This is a genomic window from Kitasatospora azatica KCTC 9699 (assembly GCF_000744785.1).
Lineage (GTDB): Bacteria > Actinomycetota > Actinomycetes > Streptomycetales > Streptomycetaceae > Kitasatospora > Kitasatospora azatica.
In genome coordinates this window covers 2002727-2024269 of record NZ_JQMO01000002.1, presented here as the reverse complement: position 1 = coordinate 2024269, position 21543 = coordinate 2002727, and the positions used below count along the sequence as shown (strand labels likewise).

Sequence of the window (21543 nt, the reverse complement as noted above, 5' to 3'; positions counted from 1 at the left end):
CGGACCCGACCACTGTGACCTTCAAGAGGCCTGCCGGACAACGGAATTTCCGCCGCTCAACGCGGCTGCCCGGGCCTCGGCCGGCAGAGGCGGACAGGCCCTAGGCTCGGCTCGTGCCCAAGGACCCTGCCGCCCCCCTCCCGCGCGGCTTCTTCGACCGCCCGTCCCCCGAGGTGGCCCCCGACCTGCTCGGCCGGGTGCTGCGCTGCACCCTGCCCGCCGGCAGCGTCGAACTGCGCCTCACCGAGGTCGAGGCCTACCAGGGACCTGACGACCCCGCGTCACACGCCTATCGCGGCCGCACCGCGCGCAACGCCGTGATGTTCGGCCCGCCCGGCCACGCGTACGTGTACTTCACCTACGGCATGCACTTCTGCCTCAACCTGGTCTGCGGCCCCGAACTCCACCCCGGCGGAGTGCTGCTGAGGGCCGGCGAGGTGACCGGGGGAGTGGCACTGGCCCGCAGCCGCCGCAGCACCAGCCGACGCGACCACGACCTCGCCCAGGGCCCGGCCCGGCTCGCCCTCGCGCTCGGCGTCGACCGCGCCCAGGACGGCGAGGACGTGGTCGACGGGCCGGTCTTCAGCCTGCTCCCCGGCACCCCGCCGCCCGCCGCGCGGATCCGCACCGGCCCGCGCACCGGCGTCGCCACCGCCGCCGACACCCCCTGGCGGTTCTGGATCGACGGCGATCCCACGGTCAGCCCGTACCGCGCGCACACCCCGCGCCGACGCTCACCGAGTAAAACCGGCTAGCGCGGACCGCGTACCCTCGGACACGCTGGAACCAAGCCTGATGCTGTCGGCCCGCCCAGCGGCGGACCCGACCCGACCAAGGAGAACCGTGACCGTGACGGACATCGTCGACGAGCTGCAGTGGCGCGGGCTGCTCGCCCTCTCCACTGACGAGGACGCATTGCGCAAGGCGTTCGCGGACGGCCCGGTCACGTTCTATTGCGGCTTCGACCCGACCGCGCCGAGCCTGCACCTCGGCAACCTGGTGCAGATCCTCACCATGCGCCGGATCCAGCAGGCCGGACACCTGCCGCTGGGCCTGGTCGGTGGCGCCACGGGTCTGATCGGCGATCCCAAGCCGACCGCCGAGCGAGTGCTCAACGACCCCGAGACGGTGGCCGGCTGGGTCCTTCGCCTGCGCGGCCAGATCGAGAAGTTCCTCGACTTCGAGGGCCCGTTCGCGGCCCGCATGGTCAACAACCTCGACTGGACCTCGGGCCTGTCGGCGATCAGCCTGCTGCGCGACGTCGGCAAGTACTTCCGGGTCAACAACATGATCGCCAAGGAGGCCGTGGCCCGACGGCTCAACTCCGACGCGGGCATCAGCTACACCGAGTTCAGCTACCAGATCCTCCAGGGCATGGACTTCCTGGAGCTGAACCGCCGCTACAACTGCACCCTGCAGACCGGCGGCAGCGACCAGTGGGGCAACCTCACCGCCGGCACCGACCTGATCCGCAAGGCCGAGGGCAAGTCGGTGCACGCCCTGGCCACCCCGCTGATCGTGAAGGCCGACGGCACCAAGTTCGGCAAGACCGAGTCCGGCACCATCTGGCTCGACCCCGAGCTGACCACGCCCTACGCCTTCTACCAGTTCTGGCTCAACGCGGACGACCGCGATGTCGCCACCTTCCTGCGGATCTTCTCGTTCCGTTCGAAGGAGGAGATCGAGGAGCTGGAGCGGGAGACCGCCGAGCGTCCGCAGGCCCGCCTCGCCCAGCGCGCGCTGGCCGAGGAGCTCACCACCCTGGTGCACAGCGCCGAGGAGTACGAGCGCGCCGTCGCCGCCTCCAAGGCGCTGTTCGGCCAGGGCGACCTCGCCGAACTGGCGGCCGCCACCCTGGCCTCGGCCCTCGCCGAGGTGCCGCGCGCCACGGTCACGGAGCTGGCCCCGATGGCCGACCTGCTGGTCGCCGTCGGCCTGGCCCCGAGCCGCTCGGCCGCCCGCCGCACCCTGAAGGAGGGCGGCGCGTACCTCAACAACGCGAAGGTCGCCGACGAGGACGCGGTCCCCACCGAGGCCGATCTGCTGCACGGCCGCTGGCTGGTGCTGCGCCGCGGCAAGCGCAACCTCGCGGCCGTGGAGCTGGTCACGAACTGATGCCGTTTCACTCCACCGGACGCTGAGAGTCTGTCAGGTGGCTTGATCGGTACCAGCCTTGAGCTGGGAAGACAGCCCGGAGGGGCCAGATCTGGTCAGATCTGGCCCCTCCGTGTTTGACGGAGCCGCTCGGCTGGCCTAGTGTTGACCGAGTCGCCTGAACCCGGGCGGGCAGCAGGGCAGCCGAGAGGCCGACCCGGAACCCGAACGGTGCGACCATCACATTTACTGATTTACCAGCCTCGCTTTTTCCCTTCGGATTCAGCATGGTCCGGACCTGGTCCGGAAATACAGTAGAGTGACGGTCGCCGCGAAAGCAGGAAAGACGGACCTGGCCAGCCAGGAAGTCGGAAAAGGCACTGCGCCGGATCTGATAAGCTGGAAACATGAACGAAACACTCGGAGAGCCTGCGAGAGCGGCTTGAAGAAAGTATCCGTTCCTTGAGAACTCAACAGCGTGCCAAAAGTCAACGCCAGATATGTTGACATCCCCGGCCTGGACCTTCTGGTTCGGGTTGGAGATTCCTTTTGAAGTAAAACACTAGCGAGGACGCAGTGCACGGGGTCGGCCTATTCCGCTGATTGTCGTGCCGCTCTGCGCGGGTGTCGACCCGATTACGGGAAAACATTCACGGAGAGTTTGATCCTGGCTCAGGACGAACGCTGGCGGCGTGCTTAACACATGCAAGTCGAACGGTGAAGCCCTTCGGGGTGGATCAGTGGCGAACGGGTGAGTAACACGTGGGCAATCTGCCCTGCACTCTGGGACAAGCCCTGGAAACGGGGTCTAATACCGGATATGACCTGGGACCGCATGGTTCTGGGTGTAAAGCTCCGGCGGTGCAGGATGAGCCCGCGGCCTATCAGCTTGTTGGTGGGGTAATGGCCTACCAAGGCGACGACGGGTAGCCGGCCTGAGAGGGCGACCGGCCACACTGGGACTGAGACACGGCCCAGACTCCTACGGGAGGCAGCAGTGGGGAATATTGCACAATGGGCGAAAGCCTGATGCAGCGACGCCGCGTGAGGGATGACGGCCTTCGGGTTGTAAACCTCTTTCAGCAGGGAAGAAGCGCAAGTGACGGTACCTGCAGAAGAAGCACCGGCTAACTACGTGCCAGCAGCCGCGGTAATACGTAGGGTGCGAGCGTTGTCCGGAATTATTGGGCGTAAAGAGCTCGTAGGCGGCCTGTCGCGTCGGATGTGAAAGCCCGGGGCTTAACCCCGGGTCTGCATTCGATACGGGCAGGCTAGAGTGTGGTAGGGGAGATCGGAATTCCTGGTGTAGCGGTGAAATGCGCAGATATCAGGAGGAACACCGGTGGCGAAGGCGGATCTCTGGGCCATTACTGACGCTGAGGAGCGAAAGCGTGGGGAGCGAACAGGATTAGATACCCTGGTAGTCCACGCCGTAAACGTTGGGAACTAGGTGTTGGCGACATTCCACGTCGTCGGTGCCGCAGCTAACGCATTAAGTTCCCCGCCTGGGGAGTACGGCCGCAAGGCTAAAACTCAAAGGAATTGACGGGGGCCCGCACAAGCAGCGGAGCATGTGGCTTAATTCGACGCAACGCGAAGAACCTTACCAAGGCTTGACATATATCGGAAACGGCTAGAGATAGTCGCCCCCTTGTGGTCGGTATACAGGTGGTGCATGGTTGTCGTCAGCTCGTGTCGTGAGATGTTGGGTTAAGTCCCGCAACGAGCGCAACCCTTGTTCTGTGTTGCCAGCACGCCTTTCGGGGTGGTGGGGACTCACAGGAGACTGCCGGGGTCAACTCGGAGGAAGGTGGGGACGACGTCAAATCATCATGCCCCTTATGTCTTGGGCTGCACACGTGCTACAATGGTCGGTACAAAGGGCTGCGATGCCGCGAGGCGGAGCGAATCCCAAAAAGCCGGCCTCAGTTCGGATTGGGGTCTGCAACTCGACCCCATGAAGTTGGAGTTGCTAGTAATCGCAGATCAGCATGCTGCGGTGAATACGTTCCCGGGCCTTGTACACACCGCCCGTCACGTCACGAAAGTCGGTAACACCCGAAGCCGGTGGCCTAACCCTTGGGAGGGAGCCGTCGAAGGTGGGACCAGCGATTGGGACGAAGTCGTAACAAGGTAGCCGTACCGGAAGGTGCGGCTGGATCACCTCCTTTCTAAGGAGCACATGGCCGGTTGCGAGCGAATGTCTCGCACGGTTGCTCATGGGTGGAACGTTGACTATTCGGCACACTGGGTGATGGTTCGTGAGTACTGCTTCGGCGTGGAAAGCGTTCTTGAGTCTGGTGTGTCGGGCACGTTGTTGGGTCCTGAGGGAATGGCCGTCATGGTCTGAACCTCGAGGATGCCGGTCCCACGGACAGTGCTCGTTTTCGGGTGGTGTAGGTGGGTGTCTGGTCGTTGTTTGAGAACTGCACAGTGGACGCGAGCATCTGTGGCCAAGTTTTTAAGGGCGCACGGTGGATGCCTTGGCACCAGGAACCGATGAAGGACGTGGGAGGCCGCGATAGGCCCCGGGGAGCTGTCAACCGAGCTTTGATCCGGGGGTGTCCGAATGGGGAAACCCGGCAGTCGTCATGGGCTGTCACCCGCACCTGAACACATAGGGTGCGTGGAGGGAACGCGGGGAAGTGAAACATCTCAGTACCCGCAGGAAGAGAAAACAACCGTGATTCCGGGAGTAGTGGCGAGCGAAACCGGATGAGGCTAAACCGTATTGGTGTGAGACCCGGCAGGGGTTGCCGATACGGGGTCGTGGGAAAGTTCTTCAGTCGTCTGCCGGCGGCTGGGTGAGTCAGAAACCGTTGGTGTAGTCGAAGGACATGCGAAAGGTCCGGCGTAGAGGGTAAGACCCCCGTAGACGAAACATTAGCGGCTCACTTGAGCTTCTCCCAAGTAGCACGGAGCCCGAGAAATTCCGTGTGAATCTGGCGGGACCACCCGCTAAGCCTAAATATTCCCTGGTGACCGATAGCGGATAGTACCGTGAGGGAATGGTGAAAAGTACCGCGGGAGCGGAGTGAAATAGTACCTGAAACCGTGTGCCTACAAGCCGTGGGAGCGTCGTTGGTCTTCGGACCAGCCGTGACTGCGTGCCTTTTGAAGAATGAGCCTGCGAGTTTGCGGTGTGTAGCGAGGTTAACCCGTGTGGGGTAGCCGTAGCGAAAGCGAGTCCGAATAGGGCGTTTGAGTTGCATGCCCAAGACCCGAAGCGGAGTGATCTAGCCATGGGCAGGTTGAAGCGCGGGTAAGACCGTGTGGAGGACCGAACCCACCAGGGTTGAAAACCTGGGGGATGACCTGTGGTTAGGGGTGAAAGGCCAATCAAACTCCGTGATAGCTGGTTCTCCCCGAAATGCATTTAGGTGCAGCGTCACGTGTTTCTTGCCGGAGGTAGAGCACTGGATAGGCGATGGGCCTCACCGGGTTACTGACCTTAGCCAAACTCCGAATGCCGGTAAGTGAGAGCGCGGCAGTGAGACTGTGGGGGATAAGCTCCATGGTCGAGAGGGAAACAGCCCAGAACACCGACTAAGGTCCCTAAGCGTGTGCTAAGTGGGAAAGGATGTGGAGTCGCAGAGACAACCAGGAGGTTGGCTTAGAAGCAGCCACCCTTGAAAGAGTGCGTAATAGCTCACTGGTCAAGTGATTCCGCGCCGACAATGTAGCGGGGCTCAAGCACACCACCGAAGTCGTGTCATTCACAGAATACGTCCAACGACGCTGTGGATGGGTAGGGGAGCGTCGTGTTCCGGGTGAAGCGGCCGAGGAATCGAGTCGTGGACGGGATACGAGTGAGAATGCAGGCATGAGTAGCGATACAAGAGTGGGAAACTCTTGCGCCGATTGACCAAGGGTTCCTGGGTCAAGCTGATCTGCCCAGGGTAAGTCGGGACCTAAGGCGAGGCCGACAGGCGTAGTCGATGGACAACGGGTTGATATTCCCGTACCCGCTTTGAAGCGCCAACGCTGAACCAGGTGATGCTAAGCCCGTGAAGCCGGCCCGGAGTCTTCGGACAAAGGGACGTGGTGGAGCCGGTGGTCCAAGTCTGTAGTAGGTGAGCGATGGGGTGACGCAGGAAGGTAGTCCAGCCCGGGCGGTGGTTGTCCCGGGGTAAGGGTGTAGGACGCAAGGTAGGCAAATCCGCCTTGCATATAGTCTGAGACCTGATGCCGAGCCGATTGTGGTGAAGTGGATGATCCTATGCTGTCGAGAAAAGCCTCTAGCGAGTTTCATGGCGGCCCGTACCCCAAACCGACTCAGGTGGTCAGGTAGAGAATACCGAGGCGTTCGGGTGAACTATGGTTAAGGAACTCGGCAAAATGCCCCCGTAACTTCGGGAGAAGGGGGGCCGGAACTGGTGGAGGCACTTGCTGCCCGAGCTGGGGCCGGCCGCAGAGACCAGCGAGAAGCGACTGTTTACTAAAAACACAGGTCCGTGCGAAGCCGTAAGGCGATGTATACGGACTGACGCCTGCCCGGTGCTGGAACGTTAAGGGGACCGGTTAGCTTGGATTCGTCCGGGTGAAGCTGAGAACTTAAGCGCCAGTAAACGGCGGTGGTAACTATAACCATCCTAAGGTAGCGAAATTCCTTGTCGGGTAAGTTCCGACCTGCACGAATGGCGTAACGACTTCTCGACTGTCTCAACCATAGGCCCGGTGAAATTGCATTACGAGTAAAGATGCTCGTTTCGCGCAGCAGGACGGAAAGACCCCGGGACCTTTACTATAGCTTGATATTGGTGTTCGGTTCGGCTTGTGTAGGATAGGTGGGAGACTTTGAAGCCTTGACGCCAGTCTTGGTGGAGTCGTCGTTGAAATACCACTCTGGTCGTGCTGGATGTCTAACCTGGGTCCGTGATCCGGATCAGGGACAGTGTCTGGTGGGTAGTTTAACTGGGGCGGTTGCCTCCTAAAGGGTAACGGAGGCGCCCAAAGGTTCCCTCAGCCTGGTTGGCAATCAGGTGTTGAGTGTAAGTGCACAAGGGAGCTTGACTGTGAGACCGACGGGTCGAGCAGGTGCGAAAGCAGGGACTAGTGATCCGGCGGTGGCTTGTGGAAGCGCCGTCGCTCAACGGATAAAAGGTACCCCGGGGATAACAGGCTGATCTTCCCCAAGAGTCCATATCGACGGGATGGTTTGGCACCTCGATGTCGGCTCGTCGCATCCTGGGGCTGGAGTAGGTCCCAAGGGTTGGGCTGTTCGCCCATTAAAGCGGTACGCGAGCTGGGTTTAGAACGTCGTGAGACAGTTCGGTCCCTATCCGCTGTGCGCGTAGGAGTGTTGAGAAGGGCTGTCCCTAGTACGAGAGGACCGGGACGGACGAACCTCTGGTGTGCCAGTTGTCCTGCCAAGGGCATGGCTGGTTGGCTACGTTCGGGAGGGATAACCGCTGAAAGCATCTAAGCGGGAAGCCTGCTTCGAGATGAGCACTCCCACCTCCTTGAGAGGGTAAGGCTCCCAGTAGACGACTGGGTTGATAGGCCGGATGTGGAAGCCCAGTAATGGGTGGAGCTGACCGGTACTAATAGGCCGAGGGCTTGTCCTCAGACGCTCGCGTTCACTGTGTGGTTCCCGGGTAGCGAACAGCTATCGCCGGCGAACACTGGGTCGATTTATTCGGCCCTGCCAAAAAAGCAACACTATTTCAACTGAAAAGTGTGTTCGCTGAATACCCGATAGGGTTTCGGTGGTCATAGCGTGAGGGAAACGCCCGGTTACATTCCGAACCCGGAAGCTAAGCCTCACAGCGCCGATGGTACTGCAGGGGGGACCCTGTGGGAGAGTAGGACACCGCCGAACAATTCTTCATAGGCCGTGGCCCCAGCGATGAGCTGGGGCCACGGCCTTTTGTGTTTTCTCGAACACCTTGCACAAGCAGGATTCGCTCGGTCCGCCCGCCGCCTCTCCAGGCGCGAGGCCGGAGCCGATGCTCGACAATGAAGTTGGTGTGCGGCCGGTGGCCGGCACCTTGCCGCGTAGGGCCTTGTGGTGTCCCGACCTGCGGCGAAGCTGATGAAGTAGAGGAGTCACCGCGATGTCGAACCCGCCCCAGGACCGTCCCGAGCGTCGATCGGGCGAAGGCCGAGGCTACGAGCCCCGCTCCCGTGGAGGTTGGTCGAACGACCGCGGCCCGCGCCGCGACGACCGCGGTGAGGGCGGCTTCCGCCGCGACGACCGTGACCGTGATCGCGGTGGCGACCGTGACCGTGGCGGGGACCGCCCCACCGGTGGCGACCGTGGTGGCTACCGCCCGTCCGGTGACCGTCCCTCCTACGGCGACCGCGATCGCGGCGGCTACCGCCCGTCGGGCGACCGTCCCTCCTACGGCGACCGCGACCGTGGTGGCGACCGCGGCGGCTTCCGCCGCGACGACCGCCCCGCCGGCGGCGGCGGCGACCGTGGTGGGTACCGCGGTGGCGACCGTCCGTCGTACGGTGACCGTGACCGTGGCGGGGATCGTGGCGGCTACCGCCCGTCCGGTGACCGCCCCTCCTACGGCGACCGCGATCGCGGTGGCGACCGCGGCGGCTACCGCCCGTCGGGCGACCGTCCCTCCTACGGCGACCGCGACCGCGGCGGGGATCGTGGCGGCTACCGCCCGTCCGGTGACCGCCCGTCCGGTGGCGACCGTGGTGGCTTCCGCCGTGACGACCGGCCCTCCGGTGGTGACCGTGGCGGCTTCCGTCCCTCGGGTGACCGTCCGTCCTACGGTGACCGTGACCGTGGTGGCGACCGTGGCGGGTTCCGTCGGGATGACCGTCCCTCGGGCTACCGTCCGTCCGGTGACCGTCCCTCGGGAGACCGTCCCTCGTACGGTGACCGTGACCGTGGTGGCGACCGTGGCGGGTTCCGTCGGGATGACCGCCCGTCCGGCGGTGACCGTGGTGGCTTCCGTCGCGACGACCGTCCCTCCGGTGGCGACCGTGGCGGCTACCGTCCGTCCGGTGACCGGCCCTCCGGTGGCGACCGTGGTGGCTTCCGTCCCTCCGGTGACCGTCCGTCCTACGGCGACCGTGACCGTGGTGGCGACCGTGGCGGGTTCCGTCGGGATGACCGTCCCTCGGGCTACCGCCCGTCCGGTGACCGTCCCTCCTACGGCGACCGTGACCGTGACCGTGGTGGCGACCGTGGTGGCTACCGCCCGTCCGGTGACCGCCCGTCCGGCGGCGACCGTGGCGGCTTCCGCCGTGACGACCGCCCCTCCGGTGGCGACCGCGGCGGCTACCGCCCGTCGGGTGACCGTCCGTCCTACGGCGACCGCGACCGTGGCGGGGACCGCGGCGGCTTCCGCCGTGAGGGTCGCCCGGGCGGTGACCGTGGCGGCAGCCGTCCCTACGGGGACCGTGACCGTGGTGGCGACCGTGGCGGCCGCTCCTACGAGGGCCGGCGTGACGACCGCGGCGACCGTGGCGGCTACGACGACCGTCGGGGCCACCAGGAGCCGGTGCACCGCCTCCCGATCCCCGAGGACGTCACGGGGATGGAGATCGACGCGGATGTGCGCCAGGAGCTGAAGAGCCTGCCGAAGACGCTGGCCGACGACGTGGCCCGCAACCTCGTCATGGTGGCCCGCCTGCTCGACACCGAGCCGGAGGAGGCCTACAAGTACTCCCGGGTGGCGCTCCGCCTGGCCTCCCGCGTCCCCTCGGTGCGGGAGGCGGCCGGCTTCGCCTCGTACATGACGCAGCGTTACTCGGAGGCGCTGACCGAGTTCCGGGCGGCTCGCCGGATGACCGGTCGGGCCGACCTGTGGCCGGTGATGGCCGACTGCGAGCGCGGTCTGGGCCGTCCGGAGCGGGCGCTGGCGATGGCCGGTGAGCCCGAGGTGAAGCAGCTGGACAAGGCCGGTCAGGTGGAGATGCGCCTGGTCGCGGCCGGTGCGCGCGCCGACCTGGGGCAGTTCGACGCCGCCGTGGTCACGCTGCAGAGCCCGGAGCTGGCCTCGCACACGGTGCACCCGTGGACGGCGCGGCTGCGTTACGCCTACGCCGACGCGCTGATCGCGGCCGGGCGTGCGGACGAGGCGCGGGACTGGTTCGCGAAGGCCGTGGAGGCCGACCCGGACGGCGCCACCAACGCCTCGGAGCGGCTGGCGGAGATCGACGGGCTGGAGTTCGTCGACGCGCTGGACCCGGAGGCCGAGGAGGTCGAGGAGACCGAGGAGGACGAGGTCTCGTCCGAGGCCCAGGCCGAGGGCCGGTCCGAGGGTCGCCGTGAGGAGCGCCGCGACGTCCGCGAGGACGGCGAGGACCGGGTGATCTTCGAGGACGACGAGGACGTCGAGGAGTACTACGACGATGACGACCTGGAGATCGAGGAGGCCGACGAGGCCGAGACCGACCAGGTGAACCGCGACCGCGAGGCGCGTCGCGACTGACGCGACAAGCAGGCGAACGCCGGTGACCCCCAGCCCTCGGGCCGGGGGTCACCGGCGTTTCTAGCCCAGTTCGAGGCTGCGCAGCACCAGCCCGGTGGCCGGCTTCGGCCCGAAGGAGGTGGACTTGCGCGGCATCGTGACGCCCTGCTCGGCGAGCCGGCGGACCACGCCCTCGTCCACCGGGTGCAGCAGCACGGCCGTGCCGCCGCTGCGGGCGGCCTCGCGCTCGGCGGCCGCGGCCGCGTGCAGGTAGCCGATCTCGTCGGGGCTGTCCGGGACGTGCCAGGTGTGGTCGAGCAGCGTGGAGTGCAGGACGGTCGCGTCCAGGTGGCGCCACTCGTCGGGACGGTCGGTGCGGACGGTGGCGTCGAGCACCGACTCCTCGGGTTCGCCGATCAGCCAGAAGGTGCCGTCGCCGCCGGTCAGCACGAAGGCGTTGCCGCCGTGCGCCTTGGCCTCGGCGAGGGCCTGCAGCGCCGCGTCCAGCGGGCCGGGGACCTCCTTGACCTGCCAGTGCTCGCCGGCGGCGGCCAGCGCGCGGTCCAGCGGCAGCCGGTACAGCACTCGGTGGATGGCCCGGACCCGCAGGGGGTAGCGCGCGGTGTCCACCAGCAGCACCATGCCCCGGTCCCAGGGACTGAACGGCAGGTGGCGGTGTTCGCGCTGCAGTCGCAGGTACATCTCCCACCGGTGGTGCCCGTCGGCGATCAGCGCCCGGCAGGTGGCCAGATCGCGGGTCACCTGGGCCAGTTCGGCGGGGTCGGTGACGGCCCAGAGGCGGTGCCGGGTGCCGTCGGAGGTGGTGGTGGTGAGCAGCGGTTCGCGCTGCACGGTCCGCTCGATCACCGCCGCGGCCCCGCCCTTGCCCCGGTAGGTGAGCAGCAGTGGTTCCAGGTTGGCCCGGGTGGTGCGCATCAGGCCGACCCGGTCGGCGACCGGCCGGGGCATCACGTCCTCGTGCGGGAGGACCACGCCGCCCTCCCGGCCGCTCACCGCGAGGGCGCCGATCAGGCCGCGCTGCAGCAGTTCGCCGCTCGGGCTGCCCTCGGCGGTGCGCTGCTCGTAGACGTACAGGGCCGGCTTCGGGTCGGGGGCCAGCACGCCCTCGCTCAGCCAGTCCTCCAGCAGCCGGGCGGCGTGCCGGTAGCGGGTGTCGCGGTCGGGGCGCTCGCCGGTGTCGTCGGGTTCGGGGCGCGGGAGGATCAGGCGGACCACGTTGTGCGGGTCGGCGGTCTCCAGGCTGAGTCGGCGGTGCGGGTCCACCACGTCGTAGGGCGGGGAGGTCACCGCGGCCAGGGTGCCGACGCGTTCGGGGACGTACCGCAGCCCGCGGAAGGGCGACAGCGAAAGCCCTGCGGTGGCGACGTGGCCGGGGTCACCGGGGCCGCCCGCTGGGGCGGAGGCGTCGCCTTCTGCACGGGGTGCACTCATCAGTTCTCTCCCGAGGGTCCCTGGCCTGGTGGGCCGGAGTTGGGGCTCCCCCCGCCCGGAGGGTGGGGGAGTGTCGGCCCCGTCGTCCTCGGTTGGCGGACTCCGGGGTGGCGGTCGGTGCGGAAGTTGTCCCCTCCACCGGGAGGTGGAGGAGGTCAATCTGGGAAGGGTATCCGGGAACTAGGTTGTTCCCAGATCTTGGAGAAGAATCCGCCGACCGATCGACCGGTAGGCGTCAGGTCGGGTCGGTGGGGCGTGTCGTTGAGGCGGGTCGGTGGAGCGAGGAGGCCGGGCATGAGTGGTGGGCAGGGGCAGGCCGCCGGCGGGGCGGGTGAGGGGCCGGTCACCGGTGACGGTGCGCCGACCGGGGACGTCTACGAATGGTTCCGGCGCGGCGAGCGGCTGCTCGCGGACGGGCATCCGGCGGCGGCCGAGCAGTTGCTGGCCCGGGCGGCGGCCGCCGAACCGCACTCCAAGAGCATCCGGGAGGCGCTGGCCAGGGCCCAGTTCGACGCCGGGTCGTACGCGGCGGCGATGGAGAACTTCCGGGCCATTGCGCAGGCCGATCCCTCGGACGACTACGCTCAGTTCGGTTGGGGCATCGCGGCGGCCCGGCTCGGCGACTTCGAGACCTCGGTCAAGCACCTGGCCCTGGCGGTGGCGATGCGGCCGCAGGCCGAGCACTACCGCAAGGCGTTGCGCCACACCCGGGCCACCCTGGCGGCCCGGGCCGGGGCGTTCGGGCCCCTGCTGCCCGGTGCGCCGGGGTACCTGCCGCCGCAGGGAGCAAGTGACCGGCAGGGAGCAAGCGACCAGCAAGCGGCCACCGACCAGCCGGCGGCCACCGACCAGCCGGCGGCCACCGACCAGCCGGCGGCCACCGACGAGCAGGCAGCCACTGACCAGCCGGCGGCCACCGACGAGCAGGCAGCCACTGACCAGCAGGCAGCCACCGACCAGCCGAAGGACGAGGACAACCAGGCATGACGGACACTCAGGTCCCGGGCCACAGCGAGCAGCCGCTGATGGCGGCCTACGACACCGCACTGCTCGACCTGGACGGGGTGGTCTACGCCGGCCCGGCCGCCATCGAGCACGCGGTGAGCTCGCTGGACGTCGCCCGGGCCCACGGCATGCGGCTCGCGTACGTGACCAACAACGCCTCCCGCCCGCCGCGCGTCGTCGCCGAGCACCTCACCGAGCTGGGTGTCCCGGCGGCGCCCGAGGACGTGATCAACTCCGCCCAGGCCGCCGCCCGGCTGATCGCCGAGAAGGTGCCGGCCGGGTCCAAGGTGCTGGTGGTCGGCGGTGCCGGGCTGATCGAGGCGCTCGCCGAGCACGGCCTGGTGGCCGTGCACTCGCTGGACGACGGCCCGGCGGCCGTGGTCCAGGGCTTCGACCCCTCCGTGGGCTGGGAGCGGCTGGCCGAGGCCTCGTACGCGGTGGCCAGCGGGCTGCCCTGGGTGGCGTCCAACACCGACATGTCGATCCCGACCGGGCGCGGGGTCGCGCCGGGCAACGGGACCCTGGTGGCGGCCGTCCGCGCGGCCACCGGCGTCGAGCCCGAGGTGGCCGGCAAGCCGCTGCCGCCGATGCACCGTGAAACGGTGCTGCGCACCGGCGCGAAGCGGCCGCTGGTGGTCGGCGACCGCCTGGACACCGACATCGAGGGCGCCTTCAACGGCGGGGTGGACAGCCTGCTGGTCTTCACCGGGGTCAGCACCCCGGCGCAGCTGCTGGCCGCGCCGGCCAAGTACCGGCCGACCTACCTCTCGGCCGACCTGCGCGGGCTGCTGGAGCCGCACCCGCCGGTCACCGCACTGCCCGACGGCGGCTTCGACTGCCGCGGCCGGCAGGCCCGGGTGCTGGACGGCGAGCTGCGGCTCGGCGGCGCGGGGGACGACCGGTACGACGGGCTGCGGGCGCTGTGCGCGGCAGCCTGGGCGGAGCTGGACCGGAGCGGGGAGCCGGCCGACGGGCGCAAGGCGCTGGCGGAACTGGGGTTCTGAGCCTTCGGCCGGTCGGCCGGTCGGCCGGTCGGCCGGCCGAATCGAGCCGAGATCGAGCCGAGATCGGCTAGAGGAGCGTGCGCAGGCGCAGCAGGTCGCGGATGCCGGCCTCCAGCTTGACCCGGCCGCCGGCCCAGGCGCTGGCGAAGTTCAGTCGGCCGCCGACCAGGGCCACCAGGTCGTCGCTGGTCATGGTGAGCCGGATGTCGGCCTTCTCGGTCGGCGCTCCGGGGGCCTGGGTGACCTGCTGGATCCGGCCGTCGCGCAGCACACCGGTGAAGGTCAGATCGAGGTCGGTGAGCCGGCAGCTGAGCGAGCGGTCGAGGGAGGCGGCGCTGCGCACGTTCCCGTTGGCCTTGGCCAGGTTCTGGCTGAGCTGCTCCAGCGCCGTGCGGCACTCCTCGGGGTTGGCCATCGTCTCGATCTCCGGGGTCTGCTCTGGGTGCGGGTCCTCGAGCCACGGTACCGGTTGCTCCGGACGCCGATAGCTGCCGCACAGCGGCGGGTGGACACGGTAGCGTCGACACCGGGCAGCGACTGGCAGCAGGCCCGTCCGGGGCCAGGACGGCACACAGGAGGCACCGAGACAATGCGGCAGACACTGCGGGAGTACGTGGACTTGGCTGCCGGACTCGCCGAGCAGACCGGCAAGCGCGTGGTGGAGACGGCCGCCGAGCTGCTCGAACGGGCGGGCGTCGATGTCGCCGCGGCCGAGCGCACGGTGCAGACCCTGGCCCAGGAGATCGTCACGGCGGGCCGCGGCGGGGTGGACCTGGCGGTCGGACTGGCGCGCGCCGAGGCGGAGAAGGCCGTCGAGCGCTTCGGCAAGCTCGGCGACCAGGTGACGAAGGTCGGCGTCGTCCTCGCCTACCTGGAGGGCAAGCTGCGGGACCTGGAGGACGGCGACGGGGCCGCCGGGACGACGGCGCGTGAGCACGCGCGGGGCGGGGCGGGTACGGCCGGTGCGGCCGGCACAGCCGGGCGCGCGGACGGGCTGTTCGCGGAGGACTGGTCACCGGAGCAGGAGACCGCGGCCGGGGCCGGGGCCGCGGAGTGGGAGCCCGAGGGGCTGCACGCGGACGGGGCGCCGCCGGTGAGGCCGAAGCAGACGACGCCCGCGTGGAAGGCTGCTGCCGCCGCGAAGAAGGCCGCTCCGGCGAAGCAGGCCGCTGCGACGAAGAGCGCTGCCAAGAAGGCTCCTGCGCGGAAGGCGCCTGCCAAGAGGGCGGCCGCTGCGGAAGCCGCCGAGCAGCCGCCCGCCGACGCCCGGAAGACGGCTGCGAAGAAGACGGCTGCGAAGAAGGCCCCCGCGAAGAAGACCACCGCGAAGACGGCGAGCGCGAAGAAGGCACCCGCCTCTGCGAAGAAGGCCCCAGCCAAGAAGGCGCCGGCGAAGAAGCCCCACGCAGGTGAGAACGATGTCTGAGGACCTCCCGGTCGAGCCGACCGACCCCACAACCCCCGAGGACACCCTCGCGGAAACCCCCGAGGAAACCCCGTCCCTGGCCGCCCTCTGGGCCCCCGATCCCGAGCCGCTCGGCGTCAGCGTCGACCCCACCGGGCATCCCGAGGTGGACGCCGCGCTGACCCGGCTGGCGCGGCTGGACGGGGTGCCGACCATCGAGCACGCGGTCGTGTACGAAAATGTGCAGCAGACCCTCAGTACCGTCCTCGCCTCGCTGGACAGCGAGCACAGCGAGCAGAGCCCGTAGGAGCTGAACCACCCGTGGCAGTGGCACGACGCCGACTCGACGCAGAGCTGGTCCGACGTAACCTGGCCCGTTCGCGCGAGCACGCCAGCGAGCTGATCGCGGCGGGCCGGGTCAGCGTCGGCGGGGCAACCGCGACCAAGCCGGCCACCCAGGTGGAGACCTCGGCGGCCGTGGTGGTCGCCAAGGACGAGAACGACCCCGACTACGTCTCGCGCGGCGGTCACAAGCTGGCCGGCGCCTTCGCCGCCTTCGTCCCCCAGGGCCTGGTGGTCGAGGGCCGCCGGGCGCTCGACGCGGGCGCCTCCACCGGCGGCTTCACCGACGTGCTGCTGCGTGCCGGTGCCGCGCGGGTGCTGGCCGTGGACGTCGGCTACGGCCAGCTAGCCTGGTCGTTGCAGAGCGACGAGCGGGTCACCGTGATGGACCGCACCAACGTCCGCGAGCTGACCCCGGAGCTGATCGGTGGCGAGCCGGTGGACCTGGTGGTCGGCGACCTCTCGTTCATCTCGCTCGGCCTGGTGCTGCCGGCGCTGGCGGCCTGCGCGGCGCCCGATGCCGACCTGGTGCTGATGGTGAAGCCGCAGTTCGAGATCGGCAAGGAGCGGCTGGGCAGTGGCGGAGTGGTCCGCAGCCCGCAGCTGCGCGCCGAGATGGTCCGTCAGGTCGCGGATCAGGCTTGGCAGTTGGGGTTGGGTGTGCGGGCGGTAACGGCCAGCCCGTTGCCCGGTCCTTCGGGTAATGTCGAATACTTCCTGTGGTTGCGTCGCGACGCCGCGCAGCTCGATCCCGCAGCAGCGGACCGGGCCGTGGCGGAGGGGCCCAGATAGGGTGCTGGACCAGGTACGTCGAAAGGCCAAAGGCGACCAGTAGGCGTAGGGAGAGGGCTTTGAGCGAGGAACGTACGGTCTTCCTGATCGCGCACACCGGCCGGGAGGCCGCGTTGCGCAGCGTCGAGCAGTTGGTGCAGGGGCTGCTCAAGGCGGGTCTCAGGATCAGGCTGCTGGCCGCCGAGGCGGTCGACCTCGATCTGCCTGACGGGGTGGAGACCGTGCAGGCCGGGCACGGTGCGGCGGACGGCTGCGAGCTGATCCTGGTCGCGGGCGGGGACGGCACGCTGCTGCGCGGGGCGGAGTTGTCCCGCGACACCGGGCTGCCGATGCTCGGGATCAACCTGGGCCGGGTCGGCTTCCTGGCCGAGGCCGAGCGGGACGACCTCGCGGTGGTGGTGGAGCGGGTGGTGGACCGCACCTACGAGGTCGAGGAGCGGATGACCCTGGACGTGCTGGTCCGCACCAACGGCGACGTGGTGCACGAGGACTGGGCACTGAACGAAGCATCGGTGGAGAAGGCGGCCCGGGAGCGGATGCTCGAGGTGGTGACCGAGGTGGACGGCCGCCCGGTCTCCAACTTCGGCTGCGACGGCGTGGTCCTCTCCACTCCGACCGGCTCGACCGCGTACGCCTTCTCCGGCGGCGGCCCGGTGGTCTGGCCGGAGGTGGAGGCGCTGCTGATGGTGCCGATCAGCGCGCATGCGCTGTTCGCCCGTCCGCTGGTGACGTCGCCGCACTCGGTGCTGGCCGTGGAGGTGCAGCCGAAGACCCCGCACGGCGTGCTCTGGTGCGACGGGCGGCGCTCCTTCGAGCTGCCCGCCGGGGCCCGGGTCGAGGTCCGGCGCGGGCAGGTCCCGGTCCGGCTGGCCCGCCTGCACCAGGCGCCGTTCACCGACCGGCTGGTGGCCAAGTTCGCGCTGCCGGTGACGGGTTGGCGCGGCCGCACCGGCAACTGCTGAGCCGGCCGGACAGGCCCTGGTCACACGGCTGGTCACACGGCCAGGGCCGTCACCTCGCCCGGCCACGCCGCGCGCCCGTCGCGGTCGGCCAGGGCGACGGTGGCGGCCAGCCGCTCGGCGGTCTCGGCGGCGGCCGCCGGGGGCACGGTGAGCGGCAGCCGGACGTAGCCCTCGAAGGCGCCGTCCACGCCGAACCGCGAACCGGCCGCGATCCGCACCCCGGTGCGCTCGCCGGCCCGGGCCAGCGCCGCGCCGGACAGGCCCCCGGTGTCGATCCAGAGCGTCATGCCGCCGTTCGGCTCGGCGAACCGCCACTGCGGCAGCCGCTCCCGCAGGGCCGGGAGCAGCGCGCCGGCGCTGGCCCGCAGCTGCTCCAGCCGCAGGCTGCGCATCTCGGTCAGCCGCTCGCCGATCAGCGTGGCGCAGATCAGCTGCTCCAGCACGGGTGTGGCGATGTCGTGGTGGACCCGCTCGTTGGCCAGCTGGCGGATCAGCGCGGGGGCCGCCCGTACCCAGCCGACCCGCAGTCCGCCCCAGGCCAGCTTGCCCGCGGAGCCGACGGTGACCACCTGCGCGGAGCGGTCCAGGGCGGCCGTCGGGCGGGGCGGCTCAGGGGTGTTCCAGGCCAGTTCGGCCATCGTCTCGTCGGCCAGCACCACGGTGCCGGCGGCCCGGGCGGCGGCCAGCAGTTCGCGGCGCTGCCGCTCGTCGATCAGCGTGCCGGTCGGGTTGTGGAAGTCGGGGATCACATAGGCGAGCTTGGGCGCGGCCCCGCGCAGCACCCGCTGCCACTCGTCCAGGTCCCAGTCCGGCAGCTGCTCGGGGCCCTCCCGGCGCTGCGGCACCGGGACCAGCCGGACGCCGCCGCTGCGCAGCGCCTGCAGCACGTGCGCATAGCTGGGCGTCTCGACCGCGACCCGCTCGCCGGGCCGGACCAGGGTGCGCCGGACCAGGTCCAGTGCGCTCATCGCGCCGGTGGTGATCAGGATCTGGTCGGGCGTGGTCGGCAGTCCGCGCTCGCTGAACCGCTGCGCGACGGCCTCGCGCAGCACCGGCACGCCGCTCGGGTAGTGGCCGTGGCCGCCGGCGTAGGCGGGCAGCAGCTCGACGGCGTGGGCGGCGGCCTCGGCCAGCAGCTGCTGCGGGGCGGGCGGTGCGGCCACCCCGAGGTCGATCACCTGACCGTGCTCCTCGGGCGGCAGCGGGAAGAGCGCGTCGCCGGGCGGGCGGCTGCCCTCGGGCAGCGCCGTCCAGCTGCCGGAGCCGCGCCGGCTGCGCAGGTAGCCCTCGGTGCGCAGGGTTTCGTAGGCGGTGGCGATGGTGGTGCGGCTGAGGGTCAGGGCGGTGGCCAGCTCGCGTTCGGCGGGCATCCGGGTGCCGACCGGCAGCCGGCCCTCGCTGATCAGCTGCTGGACCTGGCCGGCCAGCGCCCGGTAGGCGGGGCGGTGGCTGCCGATGGGCTCGGGCAGCCGGGCGGTGCGCAGCAGCCGGGCCAGGGCGGGCGGGGTGACGGTGCCGTGCCAGTTGCTCATGCCGATCAGTCCACCTGAGCTGGATTGGACCTGGAGAGTAGTCCAGTGGACTTCCCATCATGGCAGAGCGGATCTACCCGAAGGAGCCACCATGGCGATCCTCGCCCTGCCCACCGACACGATGGCCCTCGGCCGCCGACTGCCCCAACTGCTGGCCGGCCTGGTGCTCTACGGCGTCAGCATGGGGCTGATGTACCGCGCGGCCCTCGGTCTCGACCCGTGGGACGTCTTCCACCAGGGCCTGGCCCAGCACCTGCGGCTGAGCATCGGCACGGTGGTCTTCCTGACCGGCGCTTGCGTGCTGCTGCTCTGGATACCGCTGCGCCAGCGCCCGGGCGTCGGCACCGTCGGCAATGTGCTGATCCTGGGCGTGGCGATGGACGCCACCCTCGCCCTGCTGCCCGCCCAGCACCAGCTCGCGGTGCGGATCCCGCTGCTGGCCGTCGGCATCGCCCTGAACGGCCTGGCCACCGGCCTCTACATCGGCGCCCGGCTCGGCCCGGGACCCCGCGACGGCCTGATGACCGGCCTGCACCGCCGCACCGGCCGTTCGCTGCGCCTGCTGCGCACCGGGCTCGAGCTCACCGTGCTGCTGGCCGGCGTCGGCCTGGGCGGCAACGCGGGGGTGGGAACGGTCGCCTACGCACTGTCGATCGGGCCGCTGGCGCAGTTCTTCCTGCGCTGGTGCACGGTTCCCGCCGCTGCTTCGCCGATGGTCGCCCGGAACGAATGAACTTCACGTCCCAGGGCCCCGGCTCGTCGCGCGGCGGGGGCGGCGTCTCGTAAGGTCGTCTCCGTGCTGGACGAGATGCGGATACGGGATCTTGGTGTCATCGACGATGCGGTAGTGGAGCTGGCCCCCGGCTTCACCGTCGTGACCGGTGAGACCGGTGCGGGCAAGACCATGGTGGTGACCAGCCTCGGCCTGCTGCTGGGCGGCCGCGCCGACCCGGGCCTGGTCCGCGGCGGGGCGAGCCGCGCGGTGGTCGAGGGGCGGTTGGACCTGCCGGCCGGCTCCCCGGCGGCGGCCCGGGCCCTGGAGGCCGGCGCCGAGCTGGACGACGGCGCGCTGCTGATCAGCCGGACGGTCTCCGCCGAGGGCCGCTCCCGCGCGCACGTCGGCGGCCGCTCGGTCCCGGTCGGCCTGCTGGCCGAGCTGGGTGAGGACCTGATCGCCGTGCACGGCCAGAGCGACCAGCAGCGCCTGCTGCGCCCGGCCCGCCAGCGCGGCGCCCTGGACCGCTACGCCGGTGAGGCGCTGGCCGAGCCGCTGGCCCGCTACCGCACCGGCTACCGGCGGCTGCGCGAGGTCACCGCCACCCTGGAGGAGCTGACCACCCAGGCCCGCGAGCGCGCCCAGGAGGCCGACCTGCTGCGCTTCGGCCTGGAGGAGATCGCCGCCGCCGAGCCGGTGGCCGGCGAGGAGGTCGAGCTGGCCGCCGAGGCCGAGCGGCTCGGCCACGCCGACGCGCTCTCCGCCGCCGCCGTGCTGGCCCACGCCGCGCTGGCCGGCGACCCCGCCGACCCGGACTCGGTGGACGCCGGCACCCTGCTCAGCCAGGCCCGCCGCGCCCTGGACGGGGTGCGCGGCCACGACGAGCGGCTGGCCACCCTCGCCGACCGGCTGGCCGAGGTCGGCTACCTGCTGGCCGACGTGGCCGGCGACCTCGCGATGTACGCCGACGGCCTGGACGCCGACCCGGTCCGGCTGGCCGCCGTCGAGGAGCGCCGCGCGGTGCTGGCCCAGCTGCTGCGCAAGTACGGCTCGGTCGACGGAGGCACCGCCGAGGTGGTGGCCTGGGCCGAGCAGGGCGCCGCCCGACTGGCCGAGCTCGACGGCGACGACGACCGGATCGAGGAGCTGCAGGCCGAACAGGACCAGCTGCGCGGCGAGCTGGCCGCGCTGGCCGCCGAGGTCTCCGCCGCCCGCCGGGCCGCCGCCGGACGGTTCGCCGAGGCGGTCTCCGCCGAGCTGACCGAGCTGGCCATGCCGCACGCCAAGGTCACCTTCGAACTCTCCCGGCTGGACGACCCGGACGGCCTGGAGCTGGACGGGCGCACCGTCGCCTACGGCTCGCACGGCGTCGACGAGGTCGAGGTGCTGCTCGCCCCGCACCCCGGCGCCGCCCCGCGCCCGATCGCCAAGGGCGCCTCCGGTGGTGAGCTCTCCCGGGTGATGCTGGCCGTCGAGGTGGTCTTCGCCGGCGCCGACCCGGTGCCGACCTACCTGTTCGACGAGGTCGACGCGGGCGTCGGCGGCAAGGCGGCGGTCGAGATCGGCCGTCGACTCGCCAAGCTGGCCCGCAGCGCCCAGGTCGTGGTGGTCACCCACCTGCCGCAGGTGGCCGCGTTCGCCGACCGGCACCTGGTGGTGGAGAAGACCAACGACGGCACGGTGACCCGCAGCGGGGTGAAGACCCTGACCGACGAGGAGCGGGTGCGCGAACTCTCCCGGATGCTGGCGGGGCTGGAGGACTCCGAACTGGGCCGTGCGCACGCGGAGGAGCTGCTTGCCACGGCCCGCTCTCCCCGGGAGGGTTGATCACCACTTATCGTTTTCCCAGTAGCGGCCAGTTT

At 69.7% G+C, this 21543-nt stretch carries 14 protein-coding genes and 3 rRNA genes; 14 read left to right on the top strand and 3 right to left on the bottom strand.

Annotated elements, in window-relative coordinates; genetic code table 11:
• Positions 1-113: 113 nt before the first annotated feature.
• The 6 genes from BR98_RS09410 to BR98_RS42770 all read left to right on the top strand — a co-directional run bounded on the left by BR98_RS09410 (position 114) and on the right by BR98_RS42770 (position 10493).
• On the top strand, positions 114-755 hold the full coding sequence (locus BR98_RS09410; RefSeq protein ID WP_035841660.1) for a DNA-3-methyladenine glycosylase: 642 nt from the start codon (positions 114-116) through the stop codon (positions 753-755).
• 94 nt (positions 756-849) lie between these two features.
• Positions 850-2115: a tyrosine--tRNA ligase gene (tyrS, locus tag BR98_RS09405; protein WP_035843798.1), complete on the top strand. Its 1266-nt coding sequence runs from the start codon at positions 850-852 to the stop codon at positions 2113-2115.
• 628 nt (positions 2116-2743) lie between these two features.
• Positions 2744-4265: ribosomal RNA gene (locus BR98_RS09400) — 16S ribosomal RNA — on the top strand.
• Positions 4266-4545: 280 nt separating this feature from the next.
• Positions 4546-7661, top strand: a 23S ribosomal RNA gene (locus BR98_RS09395).
• Between the two features lie 137 nt (positions 7662-7798).
• A 5S ribosomal RNA gene (gene rrf / locus BR98_RS09390) occupies positions 7799-7915 on the top strand.
• The 16S, 23S and 5S rRNA genes sit together here, the layout of an rRNA operon.
• 235 nt (positions 7916-8150) lie before the next feature.
• Positions 8151-10493, top strand: coding sequence for a tetratricopeptide repeat protein (locus BR98_RS42770; protein ID WP_232247307.1), 2343 nt, complete (start codon positions 8151-8153; stop codon positions 10491-10493).
• A 60-nt stretch (positions 10494-10553) separates the two neighbouring features.
• Here BR98_RS42770 and BR98_RS09375 read toward each other — a convergent pair whose 3' ends face one another.
• Positions 10554-11924 carry a DUF1015 family protein gene (locus BR98_RS09375; protein WP_083976196.1) on the bottom strand — a complete coding sequence of 457 codons (1371 nt, stop codon included), beginning with the start codon at positions 11922-11924 and terminating at the stop codon, positions 10554-10556.
• A gap of 294 nt (positions 11925-12218) precedes the next feature.
• Here BR98_RS09375 and BR98_RS09370 point away from each other — a divergent pair, with 294 nt between their 5' ends.
• Both BR98_RS09370 and BR98_RS09365 read left to right on the top strand, forming a co-directional pair.
• A complete protein-coding gene (locus tag BR98_RS09370; RefSeq protein ID WP_232247306.1) occupies positions 12219-12911 on the top strand; it encodes a tetratricopeptide repeat protein in 693 nt (230 codons plus the stop codon).
• Complete coding sequence (locus tag BR98_RS09365) at positions 12908-13933, top strand: HAD-IIA family hydrolase (RefSeq protein ID WP_035841657.1); 1026 nt, start codon at positions 12908-12910, stop codon at positions 13931-13933. The genes BR98_RS09370 and BR98_RS09365 overlap by 4 nt, the downstream gene beginning before the upstream one ends.
• A gap of 67 nt (positions 13934-14000) precedes the next feature.
• Here BR98_RS09365 and BR98_RS09360 read toward each other — a convergent pair whose 3' ends face one another.
• Positions 14001-14348 (bottom strand): SCP2 sterol-binding domain-containing protein, encoded by a 348-nt coding sequence (locus BR98_RS09360; protein ID WP_035841656.1) that lies wholly within the window; start codon positions 14346-14348, stop codon positions 14001-14003.
• A 174-nt stretch (positions 14349-14522) separates the two neighbouring features.
• Between BR98_RS09360 and BR98_RS40190 the strand changes: the two genes are divergently transcribed.
• The 4 genes from BR98_RS40190 to BR98_RS09340 are packed head-to-tail and all read left to right on the top strand — an operon-like array spanning position 14523 to position 17434.
• Entirely contained in the window at positions 14523-15359 is an 837-nt protein-coding gene (locus BR98_RS40190; protein ID WP_063774730.1) for a hypothetical protein, read from the top strand.
• Positions 15352-15645: a hypothetical protein gene (locus tag BR98_RS09350; protein ID WP_232247305.1), complete on the top strand. Its 294-nt coding sequence runs from the start codon at positions 15352-15354 to the stop codon at positions 15643-15645. Before BR98_RS40190 ends, BR98_RS09350 begins: the two co-directional genes overlap by 8 nt.
• 20 nt (positions 15646-15665) lie before the next feature.
• The gene (locus BR98_RS09345) at positions 15666-16472 is read left to right on the top strand and encodes a TlyA family RNA methyltransferase (protein ID WP_035841654.1); all 807 of its coding nucleotides are present in this window, start codon (positions 15666-15668) and stop codon (positions 16470-16472) included.
• Between the two features lie 59 nt (positions 16473-16531).
• Complete coding sequence (locus BR98_RS09340) at positions 16532-17434, top strand: NAD kinase (protein WP_035841653.1); 903 nt, start codon at positions 16532-16534, stop codon at positions 17432-17434.
• 32 nt (positions 17435-17466) lie between these two features.
• On the opposite strand, the gene yczR is transcribed toward BR98_RS09340, so the two are convergent.
• A complete protein-coding gene (gene yczR / locus BR98_RS09335; RefSeq protein WP_035841651.1) occupies positions 17467-18966 on the bottom strand; it encodes a MocR-like transcription factor YczR in 1500 nt (499 codons plus the stop codon).
• A gap of 91 nt (positions 18967-19057) precedes the next feature.
• On the opposite strand from yczR, the gene yczE reads away from it, so the two are divergent.
• The gene (gene yczE, locus BR98_RS09330) at positions 19058-19699 is read left to right on the top strand and encodes a membrane protein YczE (protein WP_232247304.1); all 642 of its coding nucleotides are present in this window, start codon (positions 19058-19060) and stop codon (positions 19697-19699) included.
• Positions 19700-19774: 75 nt separating this feature from the next.
• Entirely contained in the window at positions 19775-21508 is a 1734-nt protein-coding gene (gene recN, locus BR98_RS09325; RefSeq protein ID WP_198042183.1) for a DNA repair protein RecN, read from the top strand.
• The last annotated feature ends 35 nt before the right edge of the window (positions 21509-21543 follow it).

What these genes read in the sequence shown, in the direction of transcription:
- recN (WP_198042183.1), top strand. Translation starts at nt 19,775, where the DNA reads ATGCGGATACGGGATCTTGGTGTCATCGACGATGCGGTAGTGGAGCTG.
- yczR (WP_035841651.1), bottom strand. Translation starts at nt 18,966, where the DNA reads ATGAGCAACTGGCACGGCACCGTCACCCCGCCCGCCCTGGCCCGGCTG.
- BR98_RS09350 (WP_232247305.1), top strand. Translation starts at nt 15,352, where the DNA reads ATGTCTGAGGACCTCCCGGTCGAGCCGACCGACCCCACAACCCCCGAG.
- yczE (WP_232247304.1), top strand. Translation starts at nt 19,058, where the DNA reads ATGGCGATCCTCGCCCTGCCCACCGACACGATGGCCCTCGGCCGCCGA.
- BR98_RS09360 (WP_035841656.1), bottom strand. Translation starts at nt 14,348, where the DNA reads ATGGCCAACCCCGAGGAGTGCCGCACGGCGCTGGAGCAGCTCAGCCAG.
- BR98_RS09375 (WP_083976196.1), bottom strand. Translation starts at nt 11,924, where the DNA reads ATGAGTGCACCCCGTGCAGAAGGCGACGCCTCCGCCCCAGCGGGCGGC.
- BR98_RS09365 (WP_035841657.1), top strand. Translation starts at nt 12,908, where the DNA reads ATGACGGACACTCAGGTCCCGGGCCACAGCGAGCAGCCGCTGATGGCG.
- BR98_RS09370 (WP_232247306.1), top strand. Translation starts at nt 12,219, where the DNA reads ATGAGTGGTGGGCAGGGGCAGGCCGCCGGCGGGGCGGGTGAGGGGCCG.
- BR98_RS42770 (WP_232247307.1), top strand. Translation starts at nt 8,151, where the DNA reads ATGTCGAACCCGCCCCAGGACCGTCCCGAGCGTCGATCGGGCGAAGGC.
- BR98_RS40190 (WP_063774730.1), top strand. Translation starts at nt 14,523, where the DNA reads ATGCGGCAGACACTGCGGGAGTACGTGGACTTGGCTGCCGGACTCGCC.